This is a genomic window from Streptomyces fulvoviolaceus, assembly GCF_000718165.1.
GTDB classification, from domain to species: Bacteria; Actinomycetota; Actinomycetes; order Streptomycetales; family Streptomycetaceae; genus Streptomyces; species Streptomyces fulvoviolaceus.
Map to the genome: position 1 here is coordinate 178,438 of NZ_JOEY01000001.1, position 19,115 is coordinate 197,552.

General features: G+C 67.5%; 18 protein-coding genes. 7 read left to right on the forward strand and 11 right to left on the reverse strand.

All coding sequences use genetic code 11. From position 1 onward, the window contains the following. The first annotated feature begins 293 nt into the window (after positions 1-293). From IG08_RS0100880 to IG08_RS0100900, 5 genes are all read left to right on the forward strand, one after another. Positions 294-1,322, forward strand: coding sequence for an ABC transporter permease (locus IG08_RS0100880; RefSeq protein WP_199820788.1), 1,029 nt, complete (start codon positions 294-296; stop codon positions 1,320-1,322). 83 nt (positions 1,323-1,405) lie between these two features. Further along, complete coding sequence (locus IG08_RS0100885; RefSeq protein WP_030594772.1) at positions 1,406-3,166, forward strand: ABC transporter substrate-binding protein; 1,761 nt, start codon at positions 1,406-1,408, stop codon at positions 3,164-3,166. A gap of 103 nt (positions 3,167-3,269) precedes the next feature. Beyond that, positions 3,270-4,250, forward strand: a complete 981-nt coding sequence (locus IG08_RS0100890; protein WP_030594773.1) for an ABC transporter permease — start codon at positions 3,270-3,272, stop codon at positions 4,248-4,250. A gap of 52 nt (positions 4,251-4,302) precedes the next feature. Then, a complete protein-coding gene (locus IG08_RS0100895) occupies positions 4,303-5,337 on the forward strand; it encodes an ABC transporter ATP-binding protein (protein WP_030594776.1) in 1,035 nt (344 codons plus the stop codon). A gap of 29 nt (positions 5,338-5,366) precedes the next feature. Next, positions 5,367-6,410 (forward strand): ABC transporter ATP-binding protein, encoded by a 1,044-nt coding sequence (locus tag IG08_RS0100900; protein WP_030594780.1) that lies wholly within the window; start codon positions 5,367-5,369, stop codon positions 6,408-6,410. A gap of 142 nt (positions 6,411-6,552) precedes the next feature. On the opposite strand, the gene IG08_RS0100905 is transcribed toward IG08_RS0100900, so the two are convergent. Next, positions 6,553-7,059: a DinB family protein gene (locus IG08_RS0100905; protein WP_030594783.1), complete on the reverse strand. Its 507-nt coding sequence runs from the start codon at positions 7,057-7,059 to the stop codon at positions 6,553-6,555. A 56-nt stretch (positions 7,060-7,115) separates the two neighbouring features. Between IG08_RS0100905 and IG08_RS0100910 the strand changes: the two genes are divergently transcribed. Further along, entirely contained in the window at positions 7,116-7,283 is a 168-nt protein-coding gene (locus IG08_RS0100910; protein ID WP_158812163.1) for a hypothetical protein, read from the forward strand. Here IG08_RS0100910 and IG08_RS0100915 read toward each other — a convergent pair. The 3 genes from IG08_RS0100915 to IG08_RS0100925 all read right to left on the reverse strand — a co-directional run bounded on the left by IG08_RS0100915 (position 7,273) and on the right by IG08_RS0100925 (position 8,511). After that, positions 7,273-7,653 carry a PIN domain-containing protein gene (locus IG08_RS0100915; protein ID WP_030594790.1) on the reverse strand — a complete coding sequence of 127 codons (381 nt, stop codon included), beginning with the start codon at positions 7,651-7,653 and terminating at the stop codon, positions 7,273-7,275. The two genes, IG08_RS0100910 and IG08_RS0100915, sit on opposite strands and share 11 nt — an antisense overlap. Continuing rightward, positions 7,650-7,907: a hypothetical protein gene (locus tag IG08_RS0100920; protein ID WP_030594793.1), complete on the reverse strand. Its 258-nt coding sequence runs from the start codon at positions 7,905-7,907 to the stop codon at positions 7,650-7,652. The genes IG08_RS0100915 and IG08_RS0100920 overlap by 4 nt, the downstream gene beginning before the upstream one ends. Before the next feature lie 214 nt (positions 7,908-8,121). Continuing rightward, positions 8,122-8,511, reverse strand: a complete 390-nt coding sequence (locus tag IG08_RS0100925) for a VOC family protein (RefSeq protein WP_030594796.1) — start codon at positions 8,509-8,511, stop codon at positions 8,122-8,124. 74 nt (positions 8,512-8,585) lie between these two features. On the opposite strand from IG08_RS0100925, the gene IG08_RS0100930 reads away from it, so the two are divergent. Continuing rightward, positions 8,586-9,323 carry a class I SAM-dependent methyltransferase gene (locus IG08_RS0100930; RefSeq protein WP_030594799.1) on the forward strand — a complete coding sequence of 246 codons (738 nt, stop codon included), beginning with the start codon at positions 8,586-8,588 and terminating at the stop codon, positions 9,321-9,323. Positions 9,324-9,434: 111 nt separating this feature from the next. Here IG08_RS0100930 and IG08_RS0100935 read toward each other — a convergent pair whose 3' ends face one another. The 7 genes from IG08_RS0100935 to IG08_RS0100965 all read right to left on the reverse strand — a co-directional run bounded on the left by IG08_RS0100935 (position 9,435) and on the right by IG08_RS0100965 (position 19,107). Next, on the reverse strand, positions 9,435-10,559 hold the full coding sequence (locus tag IG08_RS0100935) for an ABC transporter ATP-binding protein (RefSeq protein ID WP_030594801.1): 1,125 nt from the start codon (positions 10,557-10,559) through the stop codon (positions 9,435-9,437). A 93-nt stretch (positions 10,560-10,652) separates the two neighbouring features. Beyond that, positions 10,653-11,714, reverse strand: coding sequence for an ABC transporter ATP-binding protein (locus IG08_RS0100940; RefSeq protein ID WP_030594804.1), 1,062 nt, complete (start codon positions 11,712-11,714; stop codon positions 10,653-10,655). 14 nt (positions 11,715-11,728) lie between these two features. Further along, a complete protein-coding gene (locus IG08_RS0100945) occupies positions 11,729-12,706 on the reverse strand; it encodes an ABC transporter permease (protein WP_030594807.1) in 978 nt (325 codons plus the stop codon). 98 nt (positions 12,707-12,804) lie between these two features. Beyond that, entirely contained in the window at positions 12,805-14,598 is a 1,794-nt protein-coding gene (locus IG08_RS0100950; RefSeq protein ID WP_030594810.1) for an ABC transporter substrate-binding protein, read from the reverse strand. Between the two features lie 117 nt (positions 14,599-14,715). Continuing rightward, positions 14,716-15,762 carry an ABC transporter permease gene (locus IG08_RS0100955; RefSeq protein ID WP_030594813.1) on the reverse strand — a complete coding sequence of 349 codons (1,047 nt, stop codon included), beginning with the start codon at positions 15,760-15,762 and terminating at the stop codon, positions 14,716-14,718. A gap of 675 nt (positions 15,763-16,437) precedes the next feature. Further along, positions 16,438-18,345 (reverse strand): translational GTPase TypA, encoded by a 1,908-nt coding sequence (gene typA, locus IG08_RS0100960; protein WP_030594816.1) that lies wholly within the window; start codon positions 18,343-18,345, stop codon positions 16,438-16,440. A 132-nt stretch (positions 18,346-18,477) separates the two neighbouring features. Then, positions 18,478-19,107: a hypothetical protein gene (locus tag IG08_RS0100965; RefSeq protein ID WP_052424424.1), complete on the reverse strand. Its 630-nt coding sequence runs from the start codon at positions 19,105-19,107 to the stop codon at positions 18,478-18,480. Positions 19,108-19,115: the final 8 nt, after the last annotated feature.

Here is a 19,115-nt window from a genome sequence, read left to right on the forward strand (position 1 = left end):
CCGATGCCGAACCGTTGGAATCAGACCCTCCGGTGTACGCATTCCGACACGGCGACGTCCGCATATCGAACTTGTTGCCCGATTGGCGCAGTTGGCCCGATGTAAGACACGACCTGATCACGGCACGCTACACGCGTAGCTACAGATTGGTCAAAGGAAGGCAAAGAAGGTAAATAGAAACCCAAGCCGACCCAGAATTTATTGACCTTGAATGAATTGCGTTGAAAAAGTCCGGCGTAGCCCGTAGGGGAGCGCCCTGCGGTCATCAGACTTTCCCGTGGGCCAGGAGCACCATGACCCCCCCAACTCCATCGGCGGCCACTCCGCTCGAGGTGATCGACGAAAGCGTCGAGAAGTCGCCTTCGCCCTCCACCCCCAAGGGCAACGAGAGCCGCTCCCCCGGCCGCCTGGCCTGGAAACGCTTCAGGCGTGACCGCACGGGCGTCATATCGGCCTACATCGTGATCTTCTTCTTCGTGATCGCGATCGCCGCGCCGCTGATAGCGAAGCTGTACGGCAAGGACCCGTACACGACCTACGCCAGCCAGCGGCCCGAACTGCTCAACGCGTTCTCCTACCCGGCGGGCCCGAACGGCGGCATGAGCTCGGAGTTCTGGTTCGGCATCGAGCCCCAGCTCGGGCGGGACGTCTTCACGTTCCTGCTCTACGCCATCCGCACCTCGCTCGGCATCGCCGTGGCCGCCACGATCCTCACCACCGTCGTCGGCGTGGTCATCGGCGTCACCGCGGGCTACCTCGGCGGGAGGACCGACTACCTCGTCGGACGGATCATCGACATCGTCCTGTCGTTCCCGTCGACCCTGTTCTTCATCGCCTTCATGCCCGTGATCTACGGCATCTTCGTCGCCGCGGACGACGACGTGCCGACCTGGCTGCGAGCCACCGCCATGATCATCCTCATGGCGGCCTTCGGCTGGGCCTCCATCGCCCGCCTTCTGCGTGGCCAGGTACTCGGCCTGCGCGAGCGGGAGTTCGTCGAGGCCGCCAAGGTCACGGGCGCCTCGCCGATGCGGATCGTGTTCAAGGAACTGCTGCCCAACCTGGCGACCCCGATCATCATCCAGTCCACGCTGATGCTCCCGGCCTTCGTGACCGCGGAGGCGGGTCTCGCCTTCCTCGGCGTCGGCATGATCGACCCGACCCCGGACTGGGGCGTCATGATCCAGCGCGGCGCGCAGTTCTACACCGAGGACCTCACCTTCATGCTCTTCCCGGGCCTGTCGATGGTGATCTTCGTCCTCGCCTTCAACCTGCTCGGCGACTCGGTGCGCGACGCACTCGACCCGAAGTCCAAGCGATAGCCCCAAGCCCCCACACCGGCCCGGATCAACGACGTCCAGCTGGTCAAGACCGTTCCGAATGACCCTCGACAGGCAGGCTCACCATGTCCTTTTCCCGTAGAAACTTCCTGATAGCCACCGGTGTGGCGGCGGCCTCGACCTCGGTACTGTCCGCCTGCAGCAGCGGTGACTCGGGCAGCTCCGGCGAGAACACCGTCCCCAAGGTCAGCGGCTCCAAGACCATGGACATCCCGGTCGGCACGAAGGCCGACTCGACGGGTCCGGCTCCGGAGGTCAAGGGCGCGGTCACGGGCGGGACGATCTACTCGCTGGACCAGTTCGACATGGACCACCTGGACCCGGCGCAGATCTACGTGTCGACCACCGGTGCCATCACCCGGCCGATCCTGCGCGGTCTGACCGGCTACAAGGTCGACGAGAAGGGCGGCGCCACGCTGGTCGGCGACGCCGCGACCGACGCCGGCACGATGAAGGACGGCGGCAAGACCTGGTCCTTCACGCTGAAGGACGGTCTGAAGTGGGAGGACGGCTCCGACGTCTCCATGGACGACGTCCGCCACACCTTCGAGCGCCTCTACGCCTCCTTCATCACCGAGGGTCCCCGCTACGTCCAGGACTGGCTTGAGGGCGGCGCCAAGTACAAGGGCCCCTACGACGGCAAGAGCCTCGATTCCATCGAGATCGACGGCAAGACGGTCACCTTCCGTCTGACCGAGGCCCGCGCGGACTTCAACTTCACGCTCGGCATGCCCGGTTACGGCCTGGTGGCGAAGAAGAAGGACACCAAGGAGAAGTACGACAAGCAGCCGTTCTCCTGTGGCCCGTACCGCATCGAGAGCCGCAGCATCGGCAAGTCGATGACGTACGCGCGCAACGAGCACTGGGACCCGAAGACGGACTCGATCCGCAACGCGTACCCGGACAAGTTCGTCTTCCAGTTCGGCTTCGAGCCGCTGGCCTCCACCGACCGCTACATCGCGGACTCGGGCAACGACAAGTACACGATGTCGATCTTCAACGAGGTCGCCGCGGAGCGCATCGCCCAGGTCCTCACCAACGCCACGCTGAAGAAGCGCGTCCTCACCCAGGTCGACACGGTCACGTACTACTGGCCGATCAACATGACCCGTATCAAGGACCTCAAGGTCCGCCAGGCCATCAACTGGGCCTGGCCGCACCAGCAGCTGCAGACGATCCGCGGCGGCGCCTCCACCAGCGAGCTCGCCACCACGATCCTCAGCCCGGTGACCCCCGGTTACGAGAAGTTCGACCTGTACGGCGTGACCAAGAAGCCCGGCGGCGACCCGGCGAAGGCCAAGGCGCTGCTGAAGGAAGCCGGTAAGGAAGGCCAGAAGCTGGTCATCGCCTACCAGCAGTCGGACAACGCGGTGAAGCAGGCCGTCGCGATCAAGAACGCGCTGGAGGCGGCCGGCTTCACGGTCGTCAACAAGCAGCTCGACAAGTCGACCTTCTACACCCAGATCGGCAAGATCGACAACGACTACGACCTGTTCGCCGCCGGCTGGAGCCCGGACTGGCCGAACGGCTACTCGGTCTTCTACCCCTGCTGGAGCGGCGAGAACATCGGCGACGGCCGCAGCAACTACGCCCAGCTGGACGACGCCAGCGTCAACAAGGCGATCACCGCGGCCTCCACGATCGCGGACTCGGCGAAGGCCAACAAGGCCTGGGGCGCCATCGACAAGCAGATCATGGAGCTCGCGGCGGTCGTGCCCGACTACCACTCGATCCGCAACTGGATGTACGGATCCAAGGTCGGCAACGTCGTCTACGACGCCGGCAACACCTGCATCGCGCTCACCAAGCTCTACGCGATGAAGTAAGCACACCCCCCTCGGGGCGGCCACCACAGTGGCCGCCCCTTGCGGCCGCCCACCCCCCTCTTACCCCCCCGGCGACGGCGCCCCGTCCGGAAAGTCACGCCTCATGTTCCGCTTCCTTGTCCGCCGAGTCATCGGCGCGATGGTCATCCTGTTGATCATCAGCGCCATCACCTTCTGGCTCTTCTACGCCGTCCCGCGTGACCCAGCCATGATGTCCTGCGGCAAGAACTGCACGCCGGAGGCTCTCGCGCAGATCCGGAGCAACCTGGGCATCGACAAGCCGATCCCGGTCCAGTTCTGGGAGTGGCTCCAGGGCGCCTTCATGGGCCGTGAGTACGCCGGCTACGGGCACTGCGACGCGCCGTGCCTCGGCTACTCCTTCGCCAACCGTGAGCCCGTCTTCGGCACGATCATGGACCGGCTGCCGCTGACCCTCTCGCTCGCCTTCGGCGCGGCCCTCGTCTTCCTTGTGCTCGGTGTCGGCGCAGGCATGATCGCGGCGCTCAAGCAGGGCAAGTTCCTGGACAAGTTCGCCAGCTCGGCCTCGCTGTTCGGCTCCTCGCTGCAGATCTACTTCGTCGGCTACATCGCGATGTACTTCCTGGTCTCGAAGATGGGTGTGCTGGACCAGCCGTCGTACACCCCGCTCACCGAGAACCCCGGCGCCTGGTTCTCCGGACTGCTCCTGCCGTGGCTGGTCCTGGCGATCATCTTCACCGCCAACTACACCCGTATGACCCGCTCCCAGCTGGTGGAGCAGCTCAGCGAGGACTACGTCCGCACGGCGCGCGCCAAGGGCCTGTCCCAGGCGAACGTCTTCTTCCGCTTCGCCTGGCGCGGTGCCATGGGCCCGATCGTCACGGTGTTCGGCATCGACCTGGGCACGCTCATCGGCGGCGCGATGATCACCGAGGCGACCTTCAGCCTGCAGGGCATCGGCCGGCTCGCCGTGGCATCCGTGAACCAGAGCGATCTGCCCATGCTGATGGGCGTGACCGTGCTGGCGGCCGGCGCGATCGTGTTCTTCAACATCATCGTCGACGCCGTCTACGCCCTCATCGACCCGCGGATCCGGCTCGCCTGACCTCCGCCCACCGCCCCCGACCCCTCGCATCACCCCCCTCAGGAGCGTCCCCGTGACGAGCACCGATCAGCAGCCCTTCCTCTCCGTCAGGGACCTGAAAGTCCACTTCTCCACCGAGGACGGCATCGTCAAGGCCGTCGACGGTCTCTCCTTCGACGTCGAGAAGGGCAAGACCCTCGGCATCGTGGGCGAGTCGGGTTCCGGCAAGTCGGTCACCAACCTGACGATCCTGGGTCTGCACGACCGCGACCGCACCGCGATCGACGGCGAGATCCTGCTGGACGGCAAGGAGCTGCTCACCGCCACCGAGCGGGAGCTCGAGCGGCTGCGCGGTAACAAGATGGCCATGATCTTCCAGGACGCGCTGGCCTCCCTGTCGCCGTTCCACACGATCGGCAAGCAGATCGGCGAGACGTACCGCAAGCACACCGGCGCCTCCAAGAAGGAGGCCCGGGCGCGGGCGATCGAGATGCTGCGCCGGGTCGGGATCCCCCAGCCGGACATGCGGGTGGACGACTACCCGCACCAGTTCTCCGGCGGTATGCGGCAGCGCGCGATGATCGCGATGGCGCTGGTCTGCGACCCCGAGCTCCTGATCGCGGACGAGCCGACCACCGCCCTCGACGTGACGGTCCAGGCGCAGATCATGGACCTGCTCAAGGACCTCCAGCGGGAGTTCGGCACGGCGATCGTCTTCATCACCCACGACCTCGGTGTCATCGCCGACGTCGCGGACGACGTGCTGGTGATGTACGGCGGCCGGTGCGTGGAGCGCGGTACCAAGAAGGAGGTGCTGCGCGCCCCGCAGCACCCCTACACCCTGGGCCTGATGAGCTCCATGCCGAGCCTGGACGGCCCGGTGGACGTGCCGCTGTCGCCGATCCCGGGTTCGCCGCCCTCACTGCTCAACCCGCCGTCCGGCTGCCGCTTCCACCCGCGCTGCACCTTCGCCGAGAAGGTCGCGGGCGGGCTGTGCTCCAGTGAGCGTCCGGCGCTGGAGGTCGTGGCCGGCCGGGGTTCCGCCTGCCACCTCTCGATCGGGCAACGCCAGGAATTCTTCGCCGACTTCGCCGCATCCCGGCACTGACGTACGAGAGACGACGGGACTTCACCATCATGAGCAACGCGAAACCCCTTCTGAACGTCAGCGGTCTGACCAAGCACTTCCCGGTCAAGGGCGGCTTCCCCATCCGGCGTACGGTCGGCGCGGTGCAGGCCGTGGACGGGCTCGACTTCCAGGTCGGCGAGGGCGAGAGCCTCGGTCTGGTCGGCGAGTCGGGCTGCGGCAAGTCGACCACGGGCCGGCTGATCACCCGGCTCCTGGAGCCGACCGGCGGCAAGATCGAGTACCGCGGGCAGGACATCACGCACGCGGGCCGGGCGCAGCTGGCGCCGATCAGGTCCGAGATCCAGATGATCTTCCAGGACCCGTACGCGTCCCTGAACCCGCGCCAGACGGTCGGCAAGATCGTCTCGGGTCCGATGGAGATCAACGACATCAACCCGGCGGGCGGGCGCGAGGCGCGCGTGCGTGAGCTGCTGGAGATCGTCGGCCTCAACCCCGAGCACTTCAACCGCTTCCCGCACGAGTTCTCCGGCGGCCAGCGCCAGCGCATCGGTGTGGCACGGGCGTTGGCCCTGAACCCGAAGCTGATCGTGGCGGACGAGCCGGTGTCGGCCCTCGACGTGTCGATCCAGGCGCAGGTCGTGAACCTGCTGCAGAAGGTCCAGCAGGAGCTGGGCATCGCGTTCGTCTTCATCGCCCACGACCTGGCCATCGTGCGGCACTTCTCACAGCGCGTGGCGGTCATGTACCTCGGTAAGATCATGGAGATCGCCGACCGCGACGACCTCTACAACAACCCGCGGCACCCCTATACGCGGGCCCTCCTGTCCGCCGTACCCGAAGTCACCGTGGACGACATCCCCCGCGAGCGCATCCGGCTCCAGGGCGACGTGCCGTCCCCGATCAACCCGCCCTCCGGCTGCCGTTTCCGCACGCGCTGCTGGAAGGCGACGGACAAGTGCGCGTCGGAGGCTCCCCCGCTGGTGGAGGTCGAGGGCAACAAGCCCGGTCACCTGACCGCCTGCCACTACCCCGAGACGGCGGACAGCGTGCCCGCCCCGCGTCTCTCCAAGGACCCCCAGGCGGCGGCCTGACACACCCCTTTACCGTCAAGCCGTCTCCTTTTGCGGAACGGACTTTCTCGGCCCATTGACCCGAGCCCATGAACGTCCGATCCCGGGGAACGAAGGCCCGCGCCCACCCAGGCGCGGGCCTTCTTCACGCATCCGCCCGGAGCTACACGCCGGTCGTGCCGTCGACGAGTTCCCGGATGATGTCCAGGTGCCCGTTGTGCCGGGCCGTCTCCTCGATCAGGTGGAGGAGGATCCAGCGGAGGTCGGTGTGGCGGCCGTCGCGGATCGGCGTCTTCGCCTGGGCGTCCAGGTCGTTCGCGGCGACCAACTCGCGGTAGCGGGCGGCCTGTTCCTCGTACTCCGCGAGGACGTCCGCGAGCGGCATGTCGACCGCGATGCGCATCTCCCGGTCGGGGTCCTCGTCGGTCCAGGGGCCCTCGTCCTCCTCGCCGAGGAAGACGACCTGGAACCAGTAGTACTCGACCCAGCGGAGGTGGTTGACCAGTCCGCTCAGGGTCATCAGGGGCGAGTCCGGCAGGGGTGCCCTGCGGGCGTTCTCCTCCGAGACCTCCTCGCACTTGGCGCGGGCCGTGTCACGGGCGTAGTCGAGGAAGGTGGTCAGCTGGGTGCGCTCGTCCCACGCGGGGGGAGTGTCGTCTTTTCTCGTCATCGAGGGGGATGATCGCGGACCGGCGTCCGGATGTCGAACAATTAAACTGCCGCAGCATGGCCTCCCTTCATCTGCGCGGAACCGTCCTGCCCGACGGCACGGTGCGTGATCTGTGGACGCTCGGCGACCGGATCACCTTCCAGGGGAATGGGGCCCGCGCCGTCCCAGGCGCGGGCCATGGTCTCTACCCGGGGCACAAGCAGATCACGATGCTCAGGGGTTGAGGTCGAGAACCCGCACCGGCCGTCCCTTCCACCGCTGCGGGGCGACGGTGGCGACAACAGCCCCGTCCGGCCGTTCAGGCGTCGGCTGGGCCGCGTGCTCGATGTGTGCTGGAGCCCAGTCGGCGTCACGGGCCACAGCAAGGGCGGCAGGCAGGTCCAGATCCAGGACGACGACACTGGGCAGCGCGACGATGTGCTCTGCCGTGCCGCGCCGGGTTCGGTCGGCCTCAACCAGCGCACACGTGGGTGCGTACAGGAACCATCCCTGAGTGGCGTGCGCGCGATGGATCAGGCGTGAAGCCAGGATGTTGCCCGATCCGGCGGCAACCATGGCCGTGTCGTCGAGGATCACATGGAGAGCGTCGGTCACCGGGCAGCCGCCTCGGCCAGTCGGCGATCGAGTTCCGCGTCCAGGTCGGCCTGTTCACCCTCGGTGGGGTCGTAGCCGTTCCATTCCCGCAGCACGGCACTTGCGCGCTCGGCGCGCTCGGCACGCTCGGCAGGCGTGAGCAGCGAGTCCGCCAGCCGGGCCAGGTAGGCGCGCAGCGACAGCCCCTCACCAGCCGCTATCTCGGCAAGCCGGTCGCGGGCCTCGACGGGAATACGGATGTTCGCGTCAGACATGATGGGGCTCCTTACGCTCATTCACCCAGGGTACGGGTACGCACCCGTACCCGCTCACGGTTTTCCAGCATCGTGCCTGAGATCCTGGGAAGCGCCTGGCACCGACCCGCCGGCGCAGGTACGCGAGGCCCACGCCATCGCCCCCGCACCGCGAAGCCGGTGCACTGCGCCACGCATGACACATCGGACCCGCTCCTCCGCTGAAACCGCGCGATCACTCCCGCTCCACCACCAACTCCGCCTCGAACCCGTCCTCGTCCTCCAGATAGCCGGCACAGTGGTCCGGCCCACCCGCGTACGGATACCGGTCGGCGAAGAGCGCGGTCCAGCCGTGCGCGGGAGCCTCCGCGACGAGGGCGTCGAGCTCGGGTCGGCCTGCCACATGGAAGGCCAGATGGTTCAGCCCCGGCCGCATCCGGTCATGCGGCTCTCCGCCCCGCAGTGCCGGTGACCGTTCGAGCACGATGTACGTCCGCTCCATCCGCCAGCTGCGCCCGTCCGCCCAGCTCTGGTACGGCTCGTAGCCCAGCCGCTCCAGCAGCCACCCCCACGACCGGGCAGCCCGCCCCAGATCCGGCACCCACAGCTCGACGTGATGCAGCAACTCCCGCTCCTCCCCCGGCACACAGGAAGCCCGATCCTGTCATCCGCCCCACCCGCATGTGACAAACTGCCGCGATGGTCGATCGGTCGTTCGCTGATCCCGCGCTCGCCGCGTTGTACGACGCCCTCAATCCGTGGGGGCCGGGGGACGACTTCTGTCTGGGGCGGGTGATGGGCGCCGAGTCGGTGCTGGACGCCGGCTGCGGTACAGGGCGGCTGCTGCGGCAGGCGCGGGCGTACGGTCACCGGGGGCGGCTCACCGGGCTCGATCCGGCCGCCGCGATGCTGGTGCTGGCGCGGTCGAACGAGCCCCGGGTCGAGTGGGTGCTCGGAGATCTGCGCAGCCAGGTGTGGGAGGCGGAGTTCGACCTGGTCGTGATGACCGGGCACACCTTCCAAGTGCTCCTCGGGGACGAGGAGTTGAGGGCGTGCCTGCGGGCCGTGCGCCGTGCCCTCGGGGTCGGCGGGCGGTTCCTGTTCGAGACGCGGAACCCGGCCGCCCGCGCCTGGGAGGCGTGGACGCCGGAGCGGGCGCACCGGGTGTACGACGAGCTGGGTGAGGTCGTCCGCGTGTGGCACGAGGTCGAGCACCCCGTCGCCCGTGACCGCGTGACGTTCACCGAGACCTTCGAGAGCGACCAGTGGAACGCCCCCCGCATGAGCCGCACCACCCTGCGCTTCCTCGACGCCCACGCCATCGGCGCGGCCCTCGCCGAGGCCGGACTCACGGTCGTCGAGCAGTACGGGGACTGGGGGCGGGGGCCGTTGACCCCCGCGAGCCCCGAGATCATCACGGTGGCCGCGCCGGCCTGAGCACTCCGCTGGAAGTCCGGTGCGTCGACTGCGGGTGCGTTGTGGCTGCTCGCGCAGTTCCCCGAGCCCCGTTGCGTGCTGCCGAACCGCACCGGACTTTGGCGGACCCTCTCAGTCCTCGGCCGCCGCCTCCTCCAATGCCGCCAGCGCCGGGTCCAGCACGATGTCCTCGTCCCGGGCCTCGATGGTCGGCTCCTCCGGGAAGTGGCAGGCCGTGAGGTGACCCTCGCGGTTGCCGGAGATCTGGATCAGCGGGGGTTCCTCCGCCGCGCACTTGTCCTGCGCCTTCCAGCAGCGGGTGCGGAAGCGGCAGCCGGAGGGCGGGTTGATCGGGGACGGCACGTCGCCGGCGAGGCGGATGCGCTCGCGCCCGCCCGTCTCGCCGTCGCCCAGGTTCACTTCCGGTACGGCGGACAGCAGAGCGTGGGTGTAGGGGTGGCGGGGGCGGGTGTAGATGGAGTCCCGGTCGCCGACCTCGATGATCTTGCCGAGGTACATGACCGCCACGCGCTGCGAGAAGTGCCGTACGACAGCGAGGTCGTGGGCGATGAACAGGAACGCGATGCCCAGTTCCTTCTGGACCTTCTGGAGGAGGTTGACGACCTGTGCCTGGATGGAGACGTCCAGCGCGGAGACCGGCTCGTCCGCCACGATCAGCTTGGGGTTCAGGGCCAACGCACGGGCGACACCGATGCGTTGACGCTGGCCGCCGGAGAACTCGTGCGGGAAGCGGTTGAAGTGCTCGGGGTTGAGGCCGACGGTCTCCAGGAGCTCGCGTACACGCTTGTCCCGGCCGCCCTCCGGCTCGATCCCGTTGATCTCCATCGGGCCCGAGATGATCTTGCCGACGGTCTGGCGGGGGTTCAGCGAGGAGTACGGGTCCTGGAAGATCATCTGGATCTCGGACCTGACCGGCGCGAGCTGCTTGCGCGAGGCGCGCGTGATGTCCTTGCCCCGGTACGAGATCTTCCCGCCCGTCGGCTCCATGAGCCGCGTGATCAGCCGGCCCGTGGTCGACTTGCCGCAGCCCGACTCACCGACCAGGCCGAAGCTCTCGCCGACGTGCACGGACAGGTCGATACCGTCGACGGCCTGCACCGCGCCGACCGTACGCCGGATCGGGAAGCCGCCCTTGACCGGGAAGTGCTTGACCAGCCCCTCCACTTGGAGGAGCGGTTCCCCGGGCGAGTCGGTGGCGGCCTCGCGCGGGGCGGGGAGGACGAGGTCCTCTTTCATTGCGGTGTCCTCCCTAGGACCTCTCCGGCGGATCATGCCGGAGTCGTTCGAAAGTACCGATTCTTACAGCCGGCCTGATCCGCCGGACAGGCCCTAGCCCAGGCTGGGCTTGATCTCTTCGACGAAGATGGTCCGCTTCTGGTCCGCCGTCAAATGGCAGGCCGAGGAACGGTCCGGGGCCAGCAAGGGGCGTTCGGTGACGCAGCGGTTGCCGCCGACCCGGTCCTGGAAGGTGCACCGGGGGTGGAAGCGGCAGCCGGACGGGACGTTGAGCAGTGACGGCGGGGTGCCGGGGATGGGCGAGAGCGCGGCGCTCAGGTCCGAGTCCAGGCGCGGCATGGAGTTCAACAGGCCCCAGGTGTACGGGTGTTGCGGGGAACGGAGCACCTCGTTGGTGGTGCCGCGCTCGACCGCGCTGCCCGCGTACATCACCATGATGTCGTCGGCCATGTCGGCGATGACACCGAGGTCGTGGGTGATGAAGACGATCGCCGTGCCGAACTCCCGCTGGAGGTCCTTGAGCAGATCGAGGATCTGGGCCTGGACCGTCACGTCCAGCGCGGTGGTCGGCTCGTCGGCGATCAGCAGGTCGGGGTCGCAGATCAGCGCCATCGCGATCATCGCGCGCTGCCGCATACCGCCGGAGAACTGGTGCGGGTAGTCCTTCGCCCGCTCCTTGGGGTTGGGGATGCCGACCTTGCCCAGCATCTCCACCGCCCGCTCCCAGCCGGCCTTCTTCGAGGCACCGGTGTGCTTCATGAACGGCTCGGCGATCTGCCGGCCCACCGTGTAGTACGGCGACAGTGCGGTGAGCGGGTCCTGGAAGATCATGGCGGCCTTGTTGCCGCGCAGCTTCTCCATCTCCTTCTCGGTGGCGGTGACGAGTTCCTTGCCCTCGAGGATGATCTCGCCGTCGATCGTGGTGGTCCGCGGGTTGTGCAGACCGAGGATCGTCAGGTTGGTCACCGACTTGCCGGAGCCGGACTCGCCCACGATGCCGAGGGTCTTGCCGCGCTCGACGTCGAAGGAGAGTCCGTCGACTGCCTTGACGACGCCGTCCTCCGTGGAGAACCGCACACTCAGATCGCGGACCGACAGAAAGCTCTCCGGCCCCGCCGGGGCCGGCGCGTCCTCGGTCTTGGTCAGTGTGGTCACGGTGGTCGCTCTTCCTACGAAAGCCGGATGCGCGGATCGATCCAGGCGTACGTGATGTCAGTGAGGATGTTCAGCAGCAGAATCGCGAAGGCGCCGACCAGCATGACGCCCATGGTCAGCGGGAGATCCTTGTTGACCGCGCCGTCCACCGCGAGGCGCCCGATTCCCTGGAGCGAGAAGGTCAGTTCGGTGACCACCGCGCCGCCGAGCAGGCTGGAGAGGTCGATGCCGAACACGGTCACGATGGGGATCAGGGAGCCGCGCCAGGCGTAGCGGAAGAAGACGTACTTCTGCGACATGCCCTTGGCCTTGGCGGTCCGGACGTGCTCCTCCGCGAGCTGTTCGATCAGCGAGGAGCGGGCCATACGCGTGTACTGGGCGGTGAAGATGGTGGCCATCACGATCATGGGGAGGGACAGGCCGATCAGCCAGCCGACCGGGTCCTCGGTGATCGGGACGTAGTGGGGGTCCTCCATCCAGCCCGTGCTGTAGACGAAGATCAGCAGGGCGATCGGGCCCAGGAAGTAGATCTGGAACGAGCTGAGGACCATGGAGGCGCCCGTGGCCGTCTTGTCGACCACGGATCCGCGCTTGTAGGCGGAGAGCATGCCCGTGCCCAGACCGATGACGAGGAAGACGACCGCGGCACCGACGGTCAGCGAAAGGGTCAGCGGGAAGCGGTCCTTGATGGTGGACCACACGAAGTCACCCGAGTAGAACGACTCGCCCAGGCACGGGGCCGGGCAGTGGCCGTCGGGGAAGTCGCGGCCCGTCACGATGCCGGACATGAAGTCCCAGAACTGCTGGGCGATCGGCAGGTTGAGGCCGAGGGCCTCCCGGATCTCCTCGAGCCGCTGCGGTGAGCAGTCCTTGCCGCAGGCCAGCGAGGCGTAGTCGGACGGTGCGGCGACGAACAGGAAGAACGTGGCGGCGCCGATCAGGAACAGGGTGACGAGGGCGCCGACTGTGCGCCGGAGGATGAACTGGACCATGGCGGGTTGGCTGCTCTCTGCGGAGGTGGTCGGGAGGTCTCGCGGAACCGGGGGGTGCGCTCCGCCTGGTGCGCACCCCCGCGGTCAGCCGTGGAGAGCTACGACTTCAGGAACAGGTTGTTGACGTCGATGTAGCTGGACTCGGTGCTGTAGCGAGCGCCACCGATGTTCGAGCCGTAGAGCTGGAGCTGCTTGGTGTACCAGAGCGGAGCGGAGGGGTTGATCTTCTCCAGGATGTAGTGGTGCGCTTCCTTCCACGTGGCCGCGGCCTCGGTGGGCTCCTGGGTGAGGGCCTTCTTGATCAGCTCCTGCACCTTGGGGTCATCGATGTGCGAGTAGTTCGGCGCACCGTCGGCGACCTGGTCACCGTCGTAGACCGGCGTGACGACCGTGCCCGGCGACGGCCAGTCCTGGCCCCAGCCGGAGATGTAGATGTCGTACGGGTTGTCGAGCTTGCCGATCTGCTCGTAGTAGCTGGCGCCGTCGACCTCCTTGGCGACCACGTCGATGCCGACCTTGGTCAGGGCGTCCTCGATGGCCACCTTGCGGCGCTGGCCCTGCTCGGTGTTGGCGTAGGCGAAGACGAGCTTCTTCTCGGCGGCCGGGACGTCCGCGAGGAGTTTCTTGGCCTCGGCGATGTTGCCGCTCGGGTTCGTCAGACGGCCGTACGGGTCGTACTTCGCCTCGTAGCCCGGCAGGGTCGGGGCGAACAGGTTCGGGGCCACGTCACCGCCGTACGCGCCGCCCTCGCCCGCGATGAGTGACTTGGAGTTGACCGCGTAGGTGACGGCGTCACGGACCGCCTTGTTCTTCACCCGGTCCAGGTTGAAGGCCAGCACCATGACGTAGGGCTGGTAGCCCTTGATCGTGCGCTTGTTGGTGGCCGCGTCGCTGACGACGTCCTGGATCTGGGTGGCGTCGACGCTGCCGGTGAGCTGTATGGCGCTCTTGGAGACGCCCTGGTCGGCGATGAGCCGCTTGGTCTGGGTCGACTCGGTGATGCCGAAGGAGAAGTCGTAGCCGTCCACGTACTGGTGGCGCACGGAGTCGGTCTTCGGGTCCCAGTTGGTGTTCTTCACCAGCTTGAGGGACTTGCCGAGCTTGTACTCGGAGATCTTGTAGGGGCCGGTGGAGACCGGCGCCTTGTCGTACTTCTCCTTGGTGTCGGTCTTCTCCGGCACGATGGTGTAGCCCGGCATGGCCAGCGTCTGCGGCAGGTCGGGGCGTGCGGTGTCGAAGTGGAAGATGACCGTCTTGTCGTCCGGGGTGTCCAGGACGGAGGCCGGCAGGTGCTTGGAGCCGTAGCCGCCGTCCGGCAGGGCCTTGCGGTAGTCCGCGCCGCTCAGCCAGGTCTGCAGGTAGGTCGGGCCGTCGAAGATGAACTTCGCGTACAGGCGCTCGACGCTGTGGCGGATGTCGGCGGACGTGATGACGTTGCCGTTCTGGTCCTTGACGCCGTCCTTGAGCGTGAACTTCCAGGTCTTGCCGCCCTCGGAGGAGGTGCCGGAGTCGGTGGCGAGGTCACCGACGACCGAGACGTTGCCCTTGCCGTCCTCCTGGAAGTTGGTGAGACCTCTGAAGAGCAGGTTGGCGACCTGGCCGGCGTCGGAGACGTAGATCTGGCCCGGGTCCAGGTGCGAGAGGCCCGCCTCCTGATAGACGGTGACGGTGCCGCCGCTCTTCGCGCCGGCCACCTCCTTCGCGGGGCCGGTCGAGGCGGCGGCGTCCTCGTAGACGACCGCCTTCGACTGGACCGACGCCTCCTCCTGGTCCTTCTTGGAATCCGTGCCGGACGTTTTGCCCTTGTTCTCCGAGCATCCGGTGAGTACTAGGGCTCCTGCCGCGACCGCGACCAGTGCGGTGCGCACAGTGCGTGAGCTGAGCGACTTCATAGTGGTGAATGCACCTGCCTGTCGGTTTGTTATCCACTGAGCACTGCTGTGCACTGCCTGGCTCGGCCGCAGGCCGACGCAGGGGCGGCAGTCCCCCCACCCGCCCAAGGACGACTGTTACCGCCCGGACTTGGGGTCTAGGGCGTCCCGTACCGAGTCTCCGAGGAGGTTGAAGCACAGGACGAAGATCACCAGCGCGACGCCGGGGAAGAACATGAACGCCGGGTCCTGTTCGGCGACATCGGCGCCGGTGGCGAACATGCGTCCCCAGTCCGGCGTCGGTTCGACGAAGCCGACACCGGCGAAGGAGAGGAACGCGATGGTGAGGATGGTGCTGGGAAGCTGGTAGGTGAACTGGATCAGGATCGGCGAGACGACGTTCGGCAGAAGCTCCTTGCGGACGATCCGCCAGGGCGAGGCCCCCGCGACCTTGGCGGCCTCCACGAACTCCCGCTCGCGCAGGGACAGCACGGTGGAGCGGACCAGGCGGGAGATGGGCATCCAGCCCAGCAGCCACAGCACGATCAGGATGGCCAGCGCCCGGAAGTAGGTGGGCGTCTCCTCGCGCGGGTCCACGAAGAACGCGGTCACCACCGGCATGAAGGCGATGAAGAAGAGCTGCTGCGGGAAGGACAGGAAGAAGTCGGTGACCCGGCCGAGGAAGTAGTCGGTGCGGCCGCCGAAGTAGCCGCCGATCAGACCGACGATGACGCCGGTGACCACCAGCAGCACGGTCACGCCCAGCGCCATGTACAGCGAGGTGCGCATGCCGTAGAGCAGCATCGTGAAGACGTCCCGGCCGAACTGCGGCTCGACACCGAACCAGTGGTCGCCCGAGACGCCGCCGAAGTAGCCGAGCGGAAGCCCGAAGTCGTCAAGGACGGGGTGCGCGTCGGCGTGCTGGGGGTCCACGCCGTAGAGCGTGTACGGATTCTTCCCATACAGCTTGGCGATCAGCGGCGCCAGCAGCGAGACGGTGAAGTAGAAGAGCACCACCCAGGCGCAGATCACGCCGGTGCGGTCCCGCTTGAAGCGGATCCACATCAGCTGGCCGGGAGAGCGGCCCTCCAGCTGTTTGGCCTCCTCCGGTTTCGTCTTCGGCTCCTGTTCGCCGTCGACGACAACCGATGTCCCGCCGCCCTCAATGTCGATTGGACTTGTCACAGTTCGCCCATTTCACAGGTGTGGGTGTGCCGAGCCGGCGACCGGCGCGGATGTGCGCGATCGCGGACCGGATCATGAAGAAGCGTCGGGGGAGCCCCGAGGAGCGCGGGAAGAACCCGCAGCCGGACGCGCGTAGGCGAAAGCCCGTGCTAGGCGGCCGGCCGCATCCTCAGAACCAATCGCCGTACGCGGGCTGACAGTTGCCGGCTAGGGACGCTGTGACCCACCTGGTGCTTGTGACACCGCGCATGGGACTCCTCCTCATGACTCCACGTGTTCACCAACAGGAGGGGGTACTCGCCTTTCCTCCGACACCCCTGACGGAGGGTCAGGCACCCCCTGGTGCTCGTTGAGTCGGCGCCGTCCCCACGGCGCGAGACCCATTGACCCGAGCGCTACGCGGCTAACTATCTGGCATGAGCCAAGTGCCGACCACCGTCTTCAAATCTCAATTCGGTCACAGCTGACGCGTACATCTTCCAAAATCTGGACAAACTGTTCGTCCAGAGAAGGCCACGAAACGGACGTGTTACATGTGTATCGGGCGACGATCTCCGCAGTCCGGACACTTCCCACAGGAACTCGACTGAAAACGAGTTGCAAAAAGCCCGGGCACCCCCAAGATGGGGACGCCCGGGCTCAGTTGGCCGGAATCAGCCGGGAGGCGGCCGGTGATCAGCCGTGCTTGGCGCGGCTCGCGGTACGGGCCCGGTCACGCTGGTCGAGCACGACCTTGCGGATGCGAACGGCTTCCGGGGTCACCTCGACGCACTCGTCGTCGCGGCAGAACTCCAGCGACTGCTCGAGCGACAGCTTGCGCGGCGGGACGATCGCCTCGAACGAGTCGGCCGAGGACGACCGCATGTTCGTGAGCTTCTTCTCCTTGGTGATGTTCACGTCCATGTCGTCGGAGCGCGAGTTCTCGCCGACGATCATGCCCTCGTACACCTCGGTGCCGGGGTCGGTGAACAGCACACCGCGCTCCTGAAGGTTCGTCATCGCGAACGCGGTGACGGCGCCGGAGCGGTCGGCGACGAGCGAGCCGTTGTTACGGGTCGCCAGGACGCCGAACCACGGCTCGTGGCCCTCGTGGATGGAGTGGGCGATGCCCGTGCCGCGCGTGCCGGTCAGGAACTCGGTACGGAAGCCGATGAGGCCGCGGGAGGGGACGACGAACTCCATGCGGACCCAGCCGGAGCCGTGGTTGGACATGTTGTCCATCCGGCCCTTGCGGACGCCCATGAGCTGCGTGACCGGGCCCATGTGCTCCTCGGGCACGTCGATCGTCATGCGCTCGACGGGCTCGTAGACCTTGCCGTCGATCTCCTGGGTGACGACCTGCGGCTTGCCGATGGTCAGCTCGAAGCCCTCGCGGCGCATCTGCTCGACCAGGATGGCGAGCGCGAGCTCACCACGGCCCTGGACCTCCCAGGCGTCCGGGCGCTCGGTGTCGAGCACGCGGAGCGAGACGTTGCCGACCAGCTCGCGGTCGAGGCGGTCCTTGACCTGGCGGGCGGTGACCTTGCGGTCCTTGACGACCGCCTTGTTCTCCGCGCCCTTGCCGGTGCCGCCGCGGCCGACCATCGGCGAGGTGTTGGTACCGATCGTCATGGAGATCGCCGGCTCGTCGACCGTGATCAGCGGCAGCGCGATCGGGTTCTCGGGGTCGGCGAGGGTCTCGCCGATCATGATGTCCGGGATACCGGCGACGGCGCAGATGTCACCGGGGCCGGCCATCTCGGCGGGCTTGCGGGTGAGCGCCTCGGTCATCAGCAGCTCGGTGATGCGGACGTTGGACATCGTGCCGTCGCGCTTGATCCACGTGACGGTCTGGCCCTTGCGCAGCTCGCCCTGCTCGACGCGGAGCAGCGCGATACGGCCGAGGAAGTTGTCGGCGTCCAGGTTGGTGACGTGCGCCTGGAGCGGGGCCGCCTCGTCGAACTCCGGAGCCGGGACGCTCGACAGGATCGTGGAGAAGAACGGCTCCAGGCTGTCGCTGTCGGCCGGAACGGTGCCGTCCTCCGGCTTGGTCAGCGAGGCGATGCCGTCACGCGCACACGCGTAGACGATCGGGAACTCGATCTGCTCCTCGTCGGCGTCGAGGTCGAGGAAGAGGTCGTAGGCCTCGTTGACGACCTCGTCGATGCGCGAGTCGGGGCGGTCCGTCTTGTTGATGCACAGGATGACGGGCAGGCGGGCCTGCAGCGCCTTGCGCAGCACGAAGCGGGTCTGCGGCAGCGGGCCCTCGGAGGCGTCGACCAGCAGCACCACCGCGTCCACCATGGACAGACCGCGCTCGACCTCGCCGCCGAAGTCGGCGTGGCCCGGGGTGTCGATGATGTTGATGGTGATGACATCGCTGCCATCCTTCGGGTGGTACTTCACGGCCGTGTTCTTGGCCAGGATCGTGATGCCCTTCTCACGCTCCAGGTCGTTCGAGTCCATCATGCGGTCGTCGAGCGATTCGGCGGCGTGCGCGGCGAAGGCACCGGCCTGCTTCAGCATGGCGTCGACGAGGGTCGTCTTCCCGTGGTCGACGTGGGCGACGATGGCGACGTTGCGGATGTCGTGGCGCGTGGCCATATTGCGGCGTACTCCCGGCTTGAGTGGATGGCCTGCGCGTATGTCTGTGTTACGCGGACCCTGCCGGGCTGGACACGCCACGGCCTCACCCCATCCTACGTGGGGTTGACAGAAGCGGCCTCCGCAGGGGGCTCAGGCGGCCTCGTACGCACGGGTGCCGGGCGGGCAGAGCCGGCCGGCCGCGGCGCGCCCGGCGGTGCCGTCGGCCGGGTCCGTACAGGGCATGAAGCCCGAGCCGACCGTCTCCCACGTGTGCACATGGCCCCGGACCAGGTCGGCGCCCTGGCAGGTGTAGGCGAAGTCTGCGTCGACGAAGCCGAGGTACTCCCAGGCGTAGTACGAGCCCTTGAGATCTCCGGTGTGCGACTCGAAGGCCGTTTCCTCGGGGCGCTCCACCTCGGTCGGGTCCGCGAGCGGTTCCTCCACCTTCAGATGCGTGCCCAGGGCCTTGATCACCCGGGCCGGACGGACCCCCGTGGGCGTGCCGGTGACCGTGGGCCGGTAGACCTTGGCGTCCACGGCCTTGAAGTCGGTCTCGTAGGAGTCCGTCCTGTTCGCGAACGTGGCCGGCTTGCCGAGCGCCGTCAGCTTCTGCCAGTGCCGGACGCCGGACCAGGTGTACGTACCGTCCGTGCAGGCCGCGGCCCGCTTGGCTTTGACGCCGCCGCCGTCGGAATCGCCGCCCGTGCAGCCCGCCGTCCCCGCCGCGAGCGCCAGCGCCACCGCTCCCGCCGCCCAGACCCGCCGTACCGAAGCGCCCATCGTCCCCG